The organism is Sulfitobacter sp. 1A12157, assembly GCF_043557345.1.
Classification (GTDB): Bacteria; Pseudomonadota; Alphaproteobacteria; order Rhodobacterales; family Rhodobacteraceae; genus Sulfitobacter.
The window spans coordinates 379,297-394,557 of sequence record NZ_JBIFFV010000002.1 but is presented as its reverse complement, the minus strand read 5'-3'; the positions used below and the strand labels follow the sequence as shown (position 1 = coordinate 394,557).

At 64.6% G+C, this 15,261-nt stretch carries 15 protein-coding genes; 6 read left to right on the top strand and 9 right to left on the bottom strand.

The genetic code is table 11. The features are described 5' to 3' along the window. Position 1: 1 nt before the first annotated feature. From ptsP to ACGYLC_RS05840, 5 genes are all read right to left on the bottom strand, one after another. Entirely contained in the window at positions 2 to 2,245 is a 2,244-nt protein-coding gene (gene ptsP / locus ACGYLC_RS05860) for a phosphoenolpyruvate--protein phosphotransferase (protein ID WP_394422125.1), read from the bottom strand. A gap of 161 nt (positions 2,246 to 2,406) precedes the next feature. After that, positions 2,407 to 3,645 carry an aspartate kinase gene (locus tag ACGYLC_RS05855; protein WP_394400341.1) on the bottom strand — a complete coding sequence of 413 codons (1,239 nt, stop codon included), beginning with the start codon at positions 3,643 to 3,645 and terminating at the stop codon, positions 2,407 to 2,409. 87 nt (positions 3,646 to 3,732) lie between these two features. Further along, on the bottom strand, positions 3,733 to 4,377 hold the full coding sequence (locus ACGYLC_RS05850; RefSeq protein ID WP_394422124.1) for an SDR family NAD(P)-dependent oxidoreductase: 645 nt from the start codon (positions 4,375 to 4,377) through the stop codon (positions 3,733 to 3,735). A gap of 26 nt (positions 4,378 to 4,403) precedes the next feature. Then, a complete protein-coding gene (locus ACGYLC_RS05845; RefSeq protein ID WP_394422122.1) occupies positions 4,404 to 4,871 on the bottom strand; it encodes a DUF1178 family protein in 468 nt (155 codons plus the stop codon). A gap of 92 nt (positions 4,872 to 4,963) precedes the next feature. Then, on the bottom strand, positions 4,964 to 5,431 hold the full coding sequence (locus ACGYLC_RS05840) for an NUDIX hydrolase (RefSeq protein WP_394422121.1): 468 nt from the start codon (positions 5,429 to 5,431) through the stop codon (positions 4,964 to 4,966). 110 nt (positions 5,432 to 5,541) lie between these two features. On the opposite strand from ACGYLC_RS05840, the gene modA reads away from it, so the two are divergent. Genes modA through modC form a run of 3 tightly spaced genes read left to right on the top strand, consistent with a single transcriptional unit; the run spans position 5,542 to position 8,046 of the window. Continuing rightward, entirely contained in the window at positions 5,542 to 6,279 is a 738-nt protein-coding gene (modA, locus tag ACGYLC_RS05835; RefSeq protein WP_394422120.1) for a molybdate ABC transporter substrate-binding protein, read from the top strand. Continuing rightward, on the top strand, positions 6,269 to 6,961 hold the full coding sequence (modB, locus tag ACGYLC_RS05830) for a molybdate ABC transporter permease subunit (protein ID WP_394422119.1): 693 nt from the start codon (positions 6,269 to 6,271) through the stop codon (positions 6,959 to 6,961). The genes modA and modB overlap by 11 nt, the downstream gene beginning before the upstream one ends. Further along, positions 6,961 to 8,046 carry a molybdenum ABC transporter ATP-binding protein gene (modC, locus tag ACGYLC_RS05825; RefSeq protein WP_394422118.1) on the top strand — a complete coding sequence of 362 codons (1,086 nt, stop codon included), beginning with the start codon at positions 6,961 to 6,963 and terminating at the stop codon, positions 8,044 to 8,046. The genes modB and modC overlap by 1 nt, the downstream gene beginning before the upstream one ends. Here the strand turns inward: modC and ACGYLC_RS05820 are convergent, their stop codons facing one another. Together ACGYLC_RS05820 and ACGYLC_RS05815 are read right to left on the bottom strand one after the other, a co-directional pair. Then, the gene (locus ACGYLC_RS05820) at positions 8,047 to 8,814 is read right to left on the bottom strand and encodes an EcsC family protein (protein WP_394422117.1); all 768 of its coding nucleotides are present in this window, start codon (positions 8,812 to 8,814) and stop codon (positions 8,047 to 8,049) included. 51 nt (positions 8,815 to 8,865) lie between these two features. Next, a complete protein-coding gene (locus ACGYLC_RS05815) occupies positions 8,866 to 9,345 on the bottom strand; it encodes a GNAT family N-acetyltransferase (RefSeq protein ID WP_394422252.1) in 480 nt (159 codons plus the stop codon). A gap of 103 nt (positions 9,346 to 9,448) precedes the next feature. Here ACGYLC_RS05815 and ACGYLC_RS05810 point away from each other — a divergent pair, with 103 nt between their 5' ends. Continuing rightward, positions 9,449 to 10,054 carry a flavin reductase family protein gene (locus ACGYLC_RS05810; protein WP_394422116.1) on the top strand — a complete coding sequence of 202 codons (606 nt, stop codon included), beginning with the start codon at positions 9,449 to 9,451 and terminating at the stop codon, positions 10,052 to 10,054. Positions 10,055 to 10,322: 268 nt separating this feature from the next. On the opposite strand, the gene ACGYLC_RS05805 is transcribed toward ACGYLC_RS05810, so the two are convergent. Beyond that, the gene (locus ACGYLC_RS05805; RefSeq protein ID WP_394422115.1) at positions 10,323 to 11,954 is read right to left on the bottom strand and encodes a SulP family inorganic anion transporter; all 1,632 of its coding nucleotides are present in this window, start codon (positions 11,952 to 11,954) and stop codon (positions 10,323 to 10,325) included. Positions 11,955 to 12,221: 267 nt separating this feature from the next. On the opposite strand from ACGYLC_RS05805, the gene ACGYLC_RS05800 reads away from it, so the two are divergent. Then, complete coding sequence (locus ACGYLC_RS05800; protein WP_394422114.1) at positions 12,222 to 13,094, top strand: S-methyl-5'-thioadenosine phosphorylase; 873 nt, start codon at positions 12,222 to 12,224, stop codon at positions 13,092 to 13,094. A 168-nt stretch (positions 13,095 to 13,262) separates the two neighbouring features. Continuing rightward, positions 13,263 to 13,793 carry an adenine phosphoribosyltransferase gene (locus ACGYLC_RS05795; protein ID WP_394422113.1) on the top strand — a complete coding sequence of 177 codons (531 nt, stop codon included), beginning with the start codon at positions 13,263 to 13,265 and terminating at the stop codon, positions 13,791 to 13,793. Here the strand turns inward: ACGYLC_RS05795 and ACGYLC_RS05790 are convergent. Then, on the bottom strand, positions 13,790 to 15,205 hold the full coding sequence (locus ACGYLC_RS05790; RefSeq protein ID WP_394422112.1) for an FAD-binding oxidoreductase: 1,416 nt from the start codon (positions 15,203 to 15,205) through the stop codon (positions 13,790 to 13,792). The genes ACGYLC_RS05795 and ACGYLC_RS05790 overlap by 4 nt on opposite strands. Positions 15,206 to 15,261 lie beyond the last annotated feature (56 nt).

Sequence of the window (15,261 nt, the reverse complement as noted above, 5' to 3'; positions counted from 1 at the left end):
CTTAGTGCTGGTGCTGCTGGCGGACGTAGTCCATCACCGCGCCCCTGACCGACATCTCGCCCCGCTCTCGCGCCGCGTGGATCACCGCGCGCACCTCATCGAGGTTGCAACGCCGCAGCAGGCTTTTGACCGGCCCGATGGAGGCCGGGCGCATCGACAGGGTCTTGAGCCCGATGGCCGCGAAACACAGCGCCTCGACCGGGCGGCCCGCATCCTCCCCGCAGAAGGACAGCGCGGTATCGGTTTCGGCGCAGCGGTCCACGATGCCCTCAAGGAAGGTCAGGAAAGAGACGTTCAGCGTGTCATAGCGCCGCCGCACCCGCTCGTTCTCACGGTCGGCGGCGAAAAAGAACTGCTTCAGGTCATTGCCCCCGATCGACAGAAACTCGACCTCTTCGAAAAATTTCTTTGGCGCAAAGGCGAGGCTGGGGGTCTCCAGCATGGCGCCGACCTCCAGCTTTTCGGGCAGGACATGGCCCAGAATGCGCTCGCGCTCCATCGCCTTGTCGACCTCGGCCCGGGCGGCGCGAAACTCTTCGAACTGGGCGATAAAAGGGAACATCACTGCCAGCGGGCGGCCCGCGGCGGCGCGGATCAGGGCCTGCAACTGCATCCGCATGACACCGGGCTTGTCCAGCCCCACCCGGATCGCGCGCCAGCCCAAGGCCGGGTTCGGCTCATCATGGGGCTTCATATAGGGCAACACCTTGTCCGACCCGATGTCGAGCGTGCGAAACACCACGCGGCGGCCATGAGCGGCGTCGAGCACACGGGCATAAAGCGCCGCAAGCTCGGTTCGGCGGGGCATCTGGTTGCGCACCAGAAACTGCAATTCGGTGCGGAAGAGCCCAACCCCTTCGGCCCCCGAGCCTTCGAGCGAGGGCAAATCGGCCATCAGACCTGCGTTCATCTGCAGGCTGATGATCCGCCCGCATTTCGTCTCGGCCGGTTTATCGCGGATCGAGGCATAGCGTTCCTGCGCTGCTGCCTGCATCGCGATCTTGTCGCGAAAGGCCGTGGCCACGGTATCGTCGGGGCGCAGATGCACCACGCCCTGCTCACCGTCGACCATGATGTGATCACCGTTCAGCGCGTCATTGGTCACGCGGCTGGCATGGACGATCAGCGGAATCGCCAGTGCCCGCGCCACGACAGCGGCGTGCGACCCGACCGAGCCGCCCTCCAGCACGATGCCGCGCAGCGACCGCCCGTAATCGAGCAGCTCCGCCGGGCCGATGTTGCGCGCGACAAGGATCGGATCGACCGGCATCTCGGCCCCGGTATCGCTGCCCTGCCCCGTCAGATTGCGCAGCAAGCGGTTCGACAGATCATCCAGATCCGACAGCCGCTCCCGCAGGTAGGCATCATTGACCTGCCCCAGACGGGCGCGGGCCATGGATTGCTCTTTCTCGACCGCGGCCTCGGCACTCAGCCCGCTTTTGATATCCTCCACCATGCGCCGCATCCAGCCTTTGGAATTGGCGAACATGCGGTAGGCTTCGAGCACCTTCTGCTGCTCTTTGTCGGCGGTAAGGCTTAACAATTGGTCAACGCTGAGCCGCAATTGCTCGACCGCTTCGGTCAGCCGCTCCGTCTCGCGTTCAGGGTCATCGGCAATGGGGTTTGAGACCACCACCCGCGGCTCATGCAGCCAGACGTGCCCCTCGGCCACACCCTCCTGCCCCACGGTGCCGCGCAGCAGCACCGGCTGGCTATGCCGGGCCGACATCGCAGCCCCCTCGCCGACAAAGGCGCCAAGCTCGGCCATTTCGGCCAGCACCATCGCCACGACCTCAAGCGCATAGACCTCATCGGCGGAGAACTCCCGCGCGACTTTGGACTGCACCACCAAGACGCCCAGCGTTTCCCCCAGACGTTGCACCGGCACCCCAAGGAAGGAGGAATAAATCTCCTCCCCCGTCTCGGGCATGAAGCGGAAACCGGCGGCTTGGGGCGCATCGGGCGTATTGATGACCGTGCGCCTCTTGGCGACCCGACCGACCAGACCTTCGCCCAGTTTCATGCGCGTTTCATGCACCGCCGCTTCGTTCAGGCCTTCGGTGGCACAAAGCTCAAGCGTGTCTTCGTCGCGGAACAGATAGATCGAGCAGACTTCGCAGCCCATGGAATTGGCGATCAACTGGGTGATCTTGTCCAGCCGCGCTTGGCCCGCCACATCGCTGGCCATCGCATCACGCAGCCGCCCCAGCAGCTTGCGGCTTTCTGTTTCAACCCGTTCGGCCATATGCTCCGGTCCCTGTCCCTCTGGAGCAGGGTTTAGCGCACTCGCGCAAGGATAGAAATGCTATTCGCGCCATACCCTACATCCTCGGCCAGCATATCGGCGGGATGCTGCAGTTTTACGCAAGGGGTCACCTTGCGTAAAAGCCATTTCTTCTCAGGCGCTTAGGCCGCTTTATCGAGCTCGAAAGCATCGTGCAGCGCTTGCACGGCCAATTCCATATACTTGCGGTCGATCAACACGCTGATCTTGATCTCGGAGGTGGTGATCACCTTGATGTTGATCCCCTCGTCCGAAAGCACCTTGAACATCTTGGCGGCCACGCCGGTGTGGCTGCGCATGCCAATCCCCACGACTGAGACTTTGGCCACGGCCTTGTCGGCGATCAACTCCTGATAGTTGATGATCCCTTCGTCATGGGCCTTTTCCATCGCCTTTTCAGCGCGGATCACCTGATCGACGGGGCAGGACCACGTCATATCGGTGCGCCCCTCTTCGGAAATGTTCTGAACGATCATATCGACATTCACGCCGCCCTCGCTGAGCGCGGTAAAGATCGTCGCCGCGATGCCGGGGCGGTCCGCCACGGACACCAAGGTCATCTTTGCCTCATCACGGGAAAACGCGACCCCGGCCACCACATTGCTTTCCATGATTTCCTCCTCATCGCAGACGAGCGTCCCGGCATCGTCAGATTGTTCTTCGAAACTGCTCAGCACCCGCAGTTTGACCTTGTAGCGCATCGCCAGTTCAACCGAACGGGTCTGCAAAACCTTCGCCCCGAGAGAGGCCAGTTCAAGCATCTCTTCAAAGGAGATCTTGTCAAGTTTGCGTGCTTTGGATTCGACCCGCGGGTCGGTGGTGTAGACACCATCGACGTCGGTATAGATATCGCAGCGCTCCGCATCGAAAGCGGCGGCAAAGGCGACGGCGGTCGTGTCCGATCCGCCCCGGCCCAGCGTGGTGATCCGGCCTTGCGGGCTGATGCCTTGGAAACCTGCGACCACGGCCACCTTCATGCCTTCGCCGAACTTGGCGGTGATGTTGTCCGTGGGGATCTCTTCGATCCGCGCGGCGGAATGGGCATCGGTGGTGCGCACCGGCACCTGCCAGCCCTGCCAAGACCGCGCGGGCACGTCCATTTCCTGCAAAGTAAGCGCCATCAGGCCAGCGGTGACATTCTCCCCGCTCGACACGATGGCGTCATATTCGCGCGCATCATAAAGCGGCGAGGTCTCATTGACGAAGCCCACCAGCTTGTTCGTCTCACCCGACATGGCGGATACGATGACGATCACGTCATAGCCCTTGGCCACCTCGACGCCGACGCGCTTTGCCGCGCGGCGGATACGGTCCAAAGTGGCAACCGAAGTCCCACCGAATTTCATAACCAGAACAGGCATATTGTCCCCCGCGCAACAGTCCAGCGCGGTCTAAGCCCACGGCACGGCAAGGGCAAGCCTATTTAACATGACGTTATGTAGCGCCGCCTAGAACGGATGCGCGCGGCCATCCCATGTCTCGAAACAACCCGTCAGGGTAAGGTCCAGCGCGGCGATCCGTCCGACGAGGCCCTGTGCGGACTCCGCGACGCTGATCTCGCCTTGATCGCCGCCCATATCGGTGCGCACCCAGCCGGGGTGGTAAATGCCCACCGCGATGCCCTCGGGCTTCAAATCAACCGCCAGATTGCGCCCCAGATTGATCGCCGCCGCCTTGGAGGCGCGGTAGATATAGCTGCCCCCCGGCGCCCGCGTTTGCGACCCCATCTGTGAGGCGATGATCGCGATTTTCGCCCCCTGCGCCGCGCGCAGGTTTGGCAAAAGGGACTGCACGGTGAGGAACACCCCGGTCACATTGGTCGCAAAGCTCTGCGCCCAGAGGTCAGGGCCAAAGCCGGTGTCCAAGTCATCGCCTTTGTCCAGATAGACCCCCGCGTTGCAGATCAGCAGCTCCAGCGGGCGGTCTTGCAGGCTGGCCGCGAAAGCCGCGTGGCTTGCCGGGTCGGTCACGTCCAGCACGGCCTGCGCGCCTGCGCCGCGTGCGGTGCCGATCACCTCTTCGCCCGCGCCTTTATACTGGCGGGCCAGCGCCGCGCCGATGCCGCGGCTGGCGCCTGTGATAACGATGGTCATGGGCGATCCTTTTTGACAGCGGGCCTTTAGGAAAGTTGGCGTTTTGGTTTGAACGGCAGCGGCATCAAGGGCACGCCCTCCGCCACCAATTCCCGCGCCTGATCCAACCGCGCCTCGCCATAGATCGGGCGTTCGGGGGTACGCCCGGCGTGCATATCCCGCGCCTCGCTCACGAAATTCTTACCCACGTAATCGGAGGTAGCTTCGACCTTTTTGCGCAGGGCGGTCAGCGCTTTTTCCACGTCATTTGCCGGATTGGACAGGGCCGAGGCGGGTGTCTTGGCAGATTGCGGCTTTTCCGACGCGTCCGGCGCAGCCGGTGCGCTGCCGCCCGAGGTGACCCGCGGGGCCATCAGCGATTTGCTCACCTCCGTCGAGCCGCAGACCGCGCAGTTCAGATGGCCCGCACGGGCGAGGCTGTCAAAGGCAGCCGCGGATTGGAACCAACTTTCGAAACCATGCCCGGCCTCGCATTTCAGTGCATAACGGATCATTCGCCCGGTCCTCAAACTCTCTGCTTTAAATGGGCTGCGGCGCGAAAGAGGTCAAGACAGCCGCGCGCGGCGCGCATCGCCACGCCGCGCGGTCAGCCCGCCAAACCACCGCTGCGCGGATCGAAATCACGGATCAGCCGCGCCAGATCGGGGGCCTCCACCAGCCGGGCGGCCTTGCGGCGCGAACACCACATCCGCTTGCGCTGCCCCTTCTCGGGGAACTGTTTGGCCAGCGCCTTGACCTTCACCGGATAGAGCATCGCCAGACAGGGCAACACCCCGTCCTCGCCCGTTTTGGCATAGCTGTAGACGCCCAGACATTGCCCCCGCGCCTGCCCCACGACGCCGCCTTCCTCCCAGGCTTCGACCAAGGCCGAAGCGGCGGGGGTTTTTCCCTCCATCGGCCAGCCCTTGGGAATGATCCAACGTTTGCTCCCGCGCGAGGTGATCAGCAGAATTTGCAACTTGCCCCGTTTGCGACGCCAGCAAAGCGCCGCGAATTGAATGCGCAGCTCATCCTTCTGTCCGCCGTTCAAGGATATCGGAGCCTGTTCCACCATCCGCTGCAGCCGCGCCCCTTGGCAGGTTGTTTCCCCGTGACCCTAGCGCGGCGTTCCCCGTCTGACCATATCCCCTTGCCCCCTTTCATCGCATCAAAGATACTACCGAAATGATAAGATTTTCCGTTATCCTGACAGTGCTTTGCAGCCTTGCCCTGCCCCTCCGGGCCGAGGCCCCCGTGACGGTCTTTGCCGCCGCCAGCCTGCGCGGCGCCTTGGAGGAGGTAGCGGCCGGTTTCCCCGCGCCGGTGGTGCTGTCTTACGGCGGATCGGGCACGATGGCGCGGCAGGTAGCCTCCGGGGCGCCCGCCGATGTGGTCGTGCTTGCCAATAGCGACTGGGTGACATGGCTCGCGGACAAAGGCGTGGCAGGGGCCGAAACTGCGCAGATCATCGCCCGCAACCGGCTCGTTGTCATTGCCCCCGCGGACAGCGCCTCGCTGGCCGATCCCGCCGACCTGCCCGCCCGGCTCGGCGCCGAGGGGCGGCTTGCCATAGGACAACGCGATGCCGTTCCCGCAGGCAGCTATGCCCGCGCATGGCTCACCCATGCGGGGCTTTGGCAGCGGCTGCAAAGCCGCTTGGCCGAGACCGACAATGTCCGCGCCGCACTGGCCTTGGTCGCGCGGGGCGATGCGCCGCTTGGCGTGGTCTACGCCAGTGACGCGCAGGCCGAGCCGGAGGTGCAGACCGTCTATGAGGTGCCCGCCGAGACCCATGCCCCGATCACCTATCCCGCCGCGGCGTTGACGCCCGAGGGCAAGGCGCTGGTCGATTTCCTGACCACCGAGGCGGCGCAGGCGATCCTTGTGGACCACGGGTTTCTTCGGGCCGATCATGGGTCTTGACGCCGCCGCTTGGGCCGCGCTGTCGCTGTCGCTGCGGGTGGCCAGCGTGGCGATGCTCTGTTCCCTGCCGCTGGCGCTTTGGGTGGCGTGGATCCTCGCCCGGAAGGAGTTTCGCGGCAAAGGCGTGGTGAGCGCGCTGGTCCACCTGCCGCTGGTGCTGCCGCCGGTGGTGACGGGGTACCTGCTGCTGCTCGGCTTTGGCCGCAACGCCCCTTTGGGCCGCCTGTTGGAGAGCCTCGGCATCGGTCTTGCCTTTCACTGGACAGGCGCGGTGCTGGCAGCGCTGATCATGGGCTTCCCGCTGATGGTCCGCGCCATGCGACTGGCCATCGAAGCGGTCGACCCCCGGATCGAAGACGCCGCCGCCACCTTGGGCGCGCCGCGCCTGAGCGTATTTTGCCGCGTCACCCTGCCGCTGATCTTTCCCGGCATCCTCGCCGGGGCGGTGATGGGCTTTGCCAAGGCGATGGGCGAATTCGGCGCCACGATCACCTTTGTCGCCAATATCCCCGGCCAGACCCAAACCCTGCCAAGCGCGATCTGGACGGCCTTGCAGGTGCCGGGCGGTGAGAACCGTGCGCTGGCCATGGCCGGACTGGCCGGGCTGGTGGCACTGGCCGCTGTGTTGCTGTCCGAAGCCTTGGCCCGGCGGGTCGCCAAACGCATTTCGGGGGCGCGCTGATGCTTGAGGTCACGCTGCGCCATGGGTTCGACGGCTTCGATCTGGACCTGTCTTTCACCACCCAAGGCGGGATCACCGCGCTCTTTGGCCGCTCCGGCGCGGGCAAGACGACGGTGATCAATGCGCTTGCCGGATTGCTGCGCCCCAATGTCGGGCGCGTGGTGCTGGACGGTGAGGTGCTTTTGGATACGCAGCGCGGCATCTGGGTGCCACCGCATCGCCGCAGACTGGGCTATGTCTTTCAAGACGCGCGGCTTTTCCCCCATTTGGACGTGCGCGGCAACCTGACCTTCGGCGCGCGATATGCGCCCCGCGGCAGCCAAGGCGCGGGTTTTGCGGATGTCGTGGCGCTGCTGGGGCTATCGCCCCTGCTCGACCGTGCCCCGGCAACGCTTTCGGGCGGAGAAAAACAGCGCGTCGCCCTTGGCCGGGCGCTGCTGTGCCATCCGCGCATGTTGCTGATGGATGAACCGCTGGCCAACCTCGATGGGCCGCGCAAGCAAGAGATCCTGCCCTATCTCGAACGGCTGCGCGACGGGGCGTTGGGCCTGCCGATCCTCTACGTCAGCCATGCGGTGGATGAAATCGCCCGCCTCGCCGATCGCTTGGTGCTGCTGCAAAACGGGCGGCTGAAGGCCCAGGGCGCGCTGTTCGACGTGATGGCCGACCCGGCAGCCGTGCCGCTGCTCGGCGTGCGCGAAGCCGGCGCGGTGCTGGAAGCGGATGTCATCGCTCATGCCGAAGATGGGCTTTCGACCCTCGCCGTGCGGGCGGGACAGTTGGAGCTTCCCGGCGTGCAAGCGCCAGTCGGCGCGCGGGTGCGGCTGCGGGTCTTGGCGCAGGACGTGATCCTGTCACGCGCGCGGCCCGAGGGGCTGTCTTCGGTCAACATCCTGCCCGTCCGGGTCGAGGACGTGCATCCGGGCGACGGGCCGGGTGCGGCCATCGCACTCGACGCAGGCGGAGACCGCCTTTTAGCGCGGGTGACGGCCCGGGCGGTCCGCGACCTTGATCTGCGCGAGGGCATGGGCTGCTATGCCATCCTCAAGGCCACCACAGTGGCCCCGGGAAGCATCGGGCGCTGATCATAGTTTGGGCGGCGTCCTGCCCATTTTCTTTCGGAGGCGGGCGACCAGCTCCTCTTGCGGAATATCCGCCTCAATCGCCAGTTTGCGCAGGCCGAAATGCACATGGGCCATGTCTTGGTAATAGCTGGTATAGGCATAGTTCGTCGCCGCCCCCGCCACCGCGCCCAACACCGGCACCGCCTGCGCGGCAAGCTTTTGCCCCATGACCAGCGCCAGACGCGGCGCCACGCGGGCGATCACCGCGTTCATCGCGCGGCCCGTGAGCGCCATGCGCACGGTGAGAAACCCCAGATCGGCGCTATCGTCATCCGCCAGCGGCCCGGCAGCGGTAAAGACATGCACGCAGTCGAATTGCACATTCTCCGCCGAGGGATCGAACCCATATTCCGCCGCCACCCCTTGAATGACCCGCAACAGCAGCGTTGTGGTCACCGGCAGTTCCGCCAAGGCGGTCGGCAGCCCCCCGGCCCCGCCTGCCGCGCCCATTGCGGTCGAGACCGCTTGGTTCAGCCAGCCCTGCTGGTCTTTCACATAGCTGCGGCTGGAATGGGCGGCCTGCATGGCATGGCCAAGCGCCTTCATCGTCGCCCCTTCTAGATTGCGGCGCACCGCCCCCGGCAGACGGTCGATCAACCCATCCGCGCTGCCGCCGATGAGGTTAAGGACATGGATGCCCACACCGCCGGCCTGTTTGTAGCGGCGGGCGATCTCATCCAGCCGGGCATCGACATCAATGGTGCTGGGCAGGTTGCTTTCGATCTGCATGGGCGTCCCCCTTTGAGCTTAGGCTCAATGTGGGTCGCGGGCGGGGTAAAATCAATCGTGCCAGCGGCGAACCTTGCCCGTCACCCCGGCCCAAGCCCCCTCGGCCAGGGCGCGGCCCAAGATGCGCGCGGGGTTCGTCGGCGGCGGCATCTCGACACCCTGCAACAGGGTAAAGCCGAAGCGGTTGTAGTAAGGCGCGTCGCCCACCAGCATCACCCGCTCCCAGCCCAGCGGGGCCGCCTGCGCCAGCGAGGCTTCGATCAGCGCCGCGCCCAGCCCTTCGCCCTGTCTTGTGGGATGCACCGCCACCGGGCCCAGCAAAAGCGCCGTTGCCGTGCCGATGCGCACGGGCCAATAGCGGATCGCCCCGGCCAGAATTCCCCCGCTGTCGCGCGCCACATGGCTCAGCCCCGCCACCGGCGGCACGCCATCGCGCAGCCGGTAGGACGAGAGCGCCTCGCGCCCCGGCGCGAAACAGGTGTCATAGAGCGCTTCGACCTCCCAATGGTCGGCGGCCACCTCCGGGGTCATCTTGTAGGGCGTCTGATGCAAGGCCGGAGGCTTTCAGGAGCAATTGCGGGTGGCGCTGGACGTAGCATGAGGCTAGCCATGGGTGCAAACCAAAGGAGTGTACATGTTCTATCGTCCCGAAGACGGCCATGGTCTGCCGCACAACCCCTTCAATGCCATCATCAGCCCCCGCCCGATCGGCTGGATCTCCACCCGTGATGGCGCGGGTCGAGACAACCTCGCGCCCTATTCCTTTTTCAATGCCGTGGCCTATGTGCCGCCGCAGGTGATGTTCGCCTCGACCAGCGCCAAGGAAGATGTAGACGGCACCAAGGATTCCGTGGCCAATATCCGCGAGACCGGGGTGTTCTGCGTAAACGTGGTGGAATATGCGGCGCGTGACGTGATGAACGTGAGTTCCGCCACCCTGCCCCATGGCGAGGACGAGTTTGCCCGTGCCGGGATAGACAAGGCCGAATGCGAGCAGATCGCCTGCGCGCGGGTGGCGAATGCGCCCGCGAGCCTTGAATGCAAGCTGACCCAGATCGTGCAACTGCCGGGCGAGGCGAACTTCGCGGTTTTCGGTGAGGTCGTGGGCGTGCATATGCGCGACGATTGCGTGGTCGATGGGCGGTTCGACGTGACCCGGTTCCAGCCGCTGTCGCGTTTGGGGTATCGGGATTATTCGGTGGTGCAGGATGTGTTCGAGTTGAAGCGGCCGGATGATTGATGAGGGCCATCGCCTGCCCGCGGGTCGGCGATGCAACGCTAGGGTCGTGCCACTTTATGGCTCAGCCGTGATGTGCGTTCTCTATGTCGCGCCCAGCCTCACCAGATCGCCTACCCGGTCGCACCGAAGGTGCGCTCAGAATAATACGGCACGCCTTTGGCGTGACGGGCGGGCAGGCGATGGCCCGGCGCCTGTGGCTTGATTCCGGGCCTGTGGTAACCTCGAACAAAAGACAAAACCCGGCACCTTTTGGCGCCGGGTTTTCCATTCAATGCCCGCCCAGAACCCCGGTGCGCACATCGTAATCAACCGCCAATTCATAATCGGGGTCGTCATCGCTATCGACCATCAGATGCCCCGCCTTGTTCAGCAGACGGTGACAATCCCGGCTGAGATGGCGCAGTTGTAGACGTTTGCCCGCAGCCTCGTATTTCGCGGCCATCGCCTCGATCGCCTGTAGCGCGGATTGGTCCACCACACGGCTGTCGGCGAAATCGACGATCACCACCTGCGGGTCGTTCTCCACGTCGAAAAGCTCGGCAAAGCCGTCGGAGGAGCCGAAGAACAGCGGCCCGTGGACTTCATAGACCTTGGCGCCCTTCTCGGTCACCGACTCGCGCGTGGTCGCGTGGATGCGGCGCGCGTTGTTCCACGCATAGGCCAGCGCCGAGACGATCACGCCGACGACAACCGCCACAGCGAGGTCCTCCATCACCGTCACCACGGTCACGAGGATGATGACGAAGGCATCCATCAGCGGCACTTTGCGCAGGATGGTGAGCGAGTTCCACGCAAAGGTGCCAATCACCACCATGAACATCACGCCCACGAGAGCGGCGAGCGGGATGAGCTCGATCACCGGCGAGCCGACGAGGATAAAGAGCAGCAAAAACACTGCCGCGGCGATCCCGGCGACGCGGGTGCGGCCGCCGGATTTCACGTTGATCATCGACTGGCCGATCATCGCACAGCCGCCCATGCCGCCGAAGAAACCGGTAACCGTATTGGCCACACCTTGGGCGATACATTCTTGGCTCGCGCCGCCGCGCTTGCCGGTGAGATCCCCAACGAGGTTCAGGGTCAGCAGGCTTTCGATCAGGCCGATGGCGGCGAGGATGACGGCGTAAGGCAGGATGATCTCGAAAGTCTCCCAAGTCAGCGGCACCATGGGGATATGCAAGCTTGGCAAGCCACCTTGGATCGACGCCAAATCGCCCACCCGCGGCACGTCGAGGCCGAAACCGATTACCAAAGCGGCAATCACGCCGATGCCCGCAAGCGGCGCGGGGATCACTTTGGTGATGCGCGGGGTGATCCAGATGATCGCCATGGTCGCCGCCACCAGCGCCAGCATCAGGTAAAGCGGCTGGCCCGAAAGCCATTCACCACCGCCCACGCCATGGCCGGTGTCGACCATGGTGCCGGGCACTTTGAACTGGCTCATCTGGGCGAGGAAAATCACGATCGCCAGACCGTTGACAAAGCCCAGCATCACCGGATGCGGCACCAGCCGGATGAACTTACCCCATTGCATGACGCCCGCGAAAATCTGCAACAGCCCCATCAACACGACGGTGGCAAAGAGGTATTCGACCCCGTGTTGCGAAACCAAAGCCACCATGACGACAGCCAAAGCGCCCGTGGCGCCCGAGATCATCCCGGGCCGCCCGCCGATCAGCGCGGTGATGAGACCCACAAGAAAGGCGGCGTAGAGGCCGACCAACGGGTGCACCCCGGCGACGAAGGCAAAGGCCACCGCCTCGGGCACCAGCGCCAGCGCCACGGTCAGCCCCGACAGCAGTTCGATCCGCAGCCGCCCGACAGAGAAACCGTCATCCGGCATCCACCGCAGATCGGTCACATCGAGGTTCTTGGCGAAATTGTGCAGCGTGGCGCGCATGGGGGCGTCCTTTGACTTTCGGAAAACGGGTATAGCGTCGTGCCCGCGGATGCGGGGCGCTTTTGGCTGCACCTAGAGGAATTTCCCTGCAAAGAAAAGCGTCTTGGCGGCGAGGCGATGGGAGTTGCTGCAAGGCAGAAACACCCTCGCCCCCTTCCCCTGACGCAGTCGTGTTTCGCCTCCCGGCAAAAACACTTGATCCGCGGGGCATTCTATGAGGTTCTTTGACCCTTACCGGCAACCATCCAAAGCACAGGCTTACCCCTCATGACAGATACGAAAATCGCCGTGATCGGCGGCTCCGGCATTTACGACATCGACGGGCTTCAGGATGCCGATTGGGTCACGGTGGAGACCCCATGGGGCGCGCCCTCGGATCAGGTGCTGACCGGGACGCTGGATGGGGTCGCCATGGTCTTTCTGCCGCGCCATGGCCGCGGGCATGTGCATACGCCGACCTCCGTCCCCTACCGCGCGAATATCGACGCGCTGAAACGGCTTGGCTGCACGGATGTGATCAGCGTCTCGGCCTGCGGGTCGTTCCGCGAGGAGATGGCCCCGGGCGACTTCGTGATCGTCGACCAATTCATCGACCGCACCATGGCCCGGGAAAAGAGCTTCTTCGGCCCCGGCTGTGTGGCCCATGTCTCGGCCGCCCATCCCACCTGTCCGCGCTTGGGGGACGCCTGCGAGACCGCCGCACGAGACGCGGGCATCAACGTGCACCGGGGCGGCACCTATCTGGCGATGGAGGGGCCGCAATTCTCGACGCTCGCTGAATCCAAGATGTACCGCGACAGCTGGGGGGCGGATGTGATCGGCATGACCAATATGCCCGAGGCGAAACTCGCCCGCGAGGCGGAACTTTGCTATGCCAGCGTCGCGATGATCACCGATTACGACAGCTGGCATCCGGAGCACGGCGAGGTGGATGTGACCCAGATCATCGCCACGCTGATGGGCAACGCCGACAAGGGCCGCGCCATGGTCTCGCGCCTGCCCGCGCTTCTGGGGGCCGAGCGCGCGCCCTGCCCGCATGGCTGTGACCGGGCGCTGGAATTTGCGATCCTGACCCAGCCGGATGCGCGCGATCCGGAACTGCTGGCCAAGCTGGATGCGGTGGCGAGGCGGATGCTTTGACCGCAGGCGGCGGCTTTGCTTGGCGGAGTGCGGAAGGTATTTAAGAAAGGATGAAGGGAGGGGGTTTGGCGCCCCTTTTTGGATGTTGTGCGGCGCGCGCAGATGGGGGGTTCGCCCGGGCGGCGCGTTGCGCTAAGACGGGTCCGGTCAAACACACGGAAGGGCGGCATGAAACAGGTTCAGGACTATATTCGCACGATCGTAGATTTCCCCCATGAGGGGATCATGTTTCGTGACGTGACAACGCTTTTTGCCGATCCGCGCGGGTTTCGCATGGCGATCGACCAGATGCTGCACCCCTATGCGGGGATTGCGATTGATAAGGTCGTGGGGCTGGAGGCGCGCGGCTTTATTCTGGGCGGCGCGATTGCGCATCAGCTGAGCGTGGGTTTCGTGCCGATCCGCAAGAAGGGCAAACTTCCCGGCACAGTGATCAGTCAGGACTATAAGCTTGAATATGGCGAGGCCATCGTCGAGCTGCATGACGATGCGATCAAACCGGGTGAGAAGGTTTTGATTGTGGACGACCTTTTGGCCACCGGCGGCACGGCGGAGGCCGGGATCAAGCTGATCGAACGTTTGGGCGGCGAGATCGTCTCCTGCGCCTTTATCATCGATCTGCCTGAATTGGGCGGGCGCAAGCGTTTGGAAGCGCTTGGCAAAGAGGTGCATGCGCTCTGCGCTTTCGACGGGCTTTAGGCCCTTAGGACGGCGCCGGGGTTCATGATGCCTTGGGGGTCGAGCGCCGTTTTGATGGCGCGCATGGCGGTGAGTTTGGCGGGGTCGCCGTAGCGTTCGAGGTCGTCGACCTTGATGCGGCCCACGCCATGTTCCGCGCTGAACGAGCCGCCGAGCTCATGGACGAGGTCATGGACCAGACGTTTCACCGCGTCGCGTTGGCCTTCGTAATCGGCGCGGCTTTTGCCCTTTGCGGGGAAGACATTGTAGTGCAGGTTACCGTCCCCGACATGGCCGAAACAGTTGATGCGGAAGTCGCTGAGAGCCGAGAGCGCATCGGTGGCGCGGGTGATGAATTCGGGGATCGCGCCGAGAGGCACCGAGATGTCGTGGCTGGAGACCGAGCCGACCAAGCGGTTGGCCTCGGGGATGGTTTCGCGGATCGTCCAGAAGTCTTGGGCCTGCTGGGCGTTTTGCGCGATGAGGCCGTCGTAGACGAGGCCCGCGTCGAGGGCGGCGGCGAAGAGCGTCTCCAGGGCGGCGTCGGTGTCGATCTCTCCGGGAGTGCCGATGTCGATCAGGACGCACCATTGCGGGGTTTCGGCGAAGGGTTGGCGGATGTTGGGCAGGGTTTCGTTAAGGAAATCGAAACCTCTTCGGTGCATCAATTCGAAAGCGCTGATCATTTCGCCCAAGTGGTCGCGCGCAAGGGAGAGGAGCGCCAATGCCGCGGCCGGGCTCTCGACCACCATGAGCGCGGTGCCGCTGCGGGCGGGGCGCGCGTAGAGTTTGAGGGCCGCGGCGGTGATCACGCCGAGCGTGCCTTCCGCGCCGATCAGCAGGTTGCGCAGATCGTAGCCGGTGTTGTTTTTGCGTAGGCGGGTGAGGCCGTGCCAGATTTGGCCGTCAGGCAGGACGGCTTCGAGGCCAAGGCAGAGGTCGCGCGCATTGCCGTAGCGCAGCACGCCGGTGCCGCCTGCGTTGGTCGAAAGCGTGCCGCCGATGCGCGCGGTCCCTTCGGCGGCGAGGGACAGGGGGAAGAGCCGGTTTGCCTCTTCGGCGGCGGTTTGGACATCGGCGAGGATCGTGCCCGCTTCGGCGACCAATACATTCTCTTCGCGCAGGACAGCCCGGATGCGGCTCATGCGTTCGAGGGAGAGGATCAGGGGTGCTGGACCATCGCTGCTGATCTGGCCGCCGACAAGGCCTGTGCCGCCGCCATAGGGCACGACCGGCACGCGGGCGGCATGGGCGGCGCGGATCAGGGTGGCGACCTCTTCGGTGCTACGCGGCAGGGCCAAGACGCCCCCCTGCCCTGCGTAGCGGCCGCGCGGCTCTTCGAGGTAGCGCTGCTCGGGGTCGCGCAGCACATCATCGGGCAATTGCGCGCGCAGGGTGTCGATGAAGGCGGTGTCGGCTGGGTTCAATGTCATGGGCCTTTGATCCTGCGCGGGGCGCGCGGATGCAAGGGCAAAGCGCCCGAACGGCT

What these genes read in the sequence shown, in the direction of transcription:
- ptsP (WP_394422125.1), bottom strand. Translation starts at nt 2,245, where the DNA reads ATGGCCGAACGGGTTGAAACAGAAAGCCGCAAGCTGCTGGGGCGGCTG.
- ACGYLC_RS05855 (WP_394400341.1), bottom strand. Translation starts at nt 3,645, where the DNA reads ATGCCTGTTCTGGTTATGAAATTCGGTGGGACTTCGGTTGCCACTTTG.
- ACGYLC_RS05850 (WP_394422124.1), bottom strand. Translation starts at nt 4,377, where the DNA reads ATGACCATCGTTATCACAGGCGCCAGCCGCGGCATCGGCGCGGCGCTG.
- ACGYLC_RS05845 (WP_394422122.1), bottom strand. Translation starts at nt 4,871, where the DNA reads ATGATCCGTTATGCACTGAAATGCGAGGCCGGGCATGGTTTCGAAAGT.
- ACGYLC_RS05840 (WP_394422121.1), bottom strand. Translation starts at nt 5,431, where the DNA reads ATGGTGGAACAGGCTCCGATATCCTTGAACGGCGGACAGAAGGATGAG.
- modA (WP_394422120.1), top strand. Translation starts at nt 5,542, where the DNA reads ATGATAAGATTTTCCGTTATCCTGACAGTGCTTTGCAGCCTTGCCCTG.
- modB (WP_394422119.1), top strand. Translation starts at nt 6,269, where the DNA reads ATGGGTCTTGACGCCGCCGCTTGGGCCGCGCTGTCGCTGTCGCTGCGG.
- modC (WP_394422118.1), top strand. Translation starts at nt 6,961, where the DNA reads ATGCTTGAGGTCACGCTGCGCCATGGGTTCGACGGCTTCGATCTGGAC.
- ACGYLC_RS05820 (WP_394422117.1), bottom strand. Translation starts at nt 8,814, where the DNA reads ATGCAGATCGAAAGCAACCTGCCCAGCACCATTGATGTCGATGCCCGG.
- ACGYLC_RS05815 (WP_394422252.1), bottom strand. Translation starts at nt 9,345, where the DNA reads ATGACCCCGGAGGTGGCCGCCGACCATTGGGAGGTCGAAGCGCTCTAT.
- ACGYLC_RS05810 (WP_394422116.1), top strand. Translation starts at nt 9,449, where the DNA reads ATGTTCTATCGTCCCGAAGACGGCCATGGTCTGCCGCACAACCCCTTC.
- ACGYLC_RS05805 (WP_394422115.1), bottom strand. Translation starts at nt 11,954, where the DNA reads ATGCGCGCCACGCTGCACAATTTCGCCAAGAACCTCGATGTGACCGAT.
- ACGYLC_RS05800 (WP_394422114.1), top strand. Translation starts at nt 12,222, where the DNA reads ATGACAGATACGAAAATCGCCGTGATCGGCGGCTCCGGCATTTACGAC.
- ACGYLC_RS05795 (WP_394422113.1), top strand. Translation starts at nt 13,263, where the DNA reads ATGAAACAGGTTCAGGACTATATTCGCACGATCGTAGATTTCCCCCAT.
- ACGYLC_RS05790 (WP_394422112.1), bottom strand. Translation starts at nt 15,205, where the DNA reads ATGACATTGAACCCAGCCGACACCGCCTTCATCGACACCCTGCGCGCG.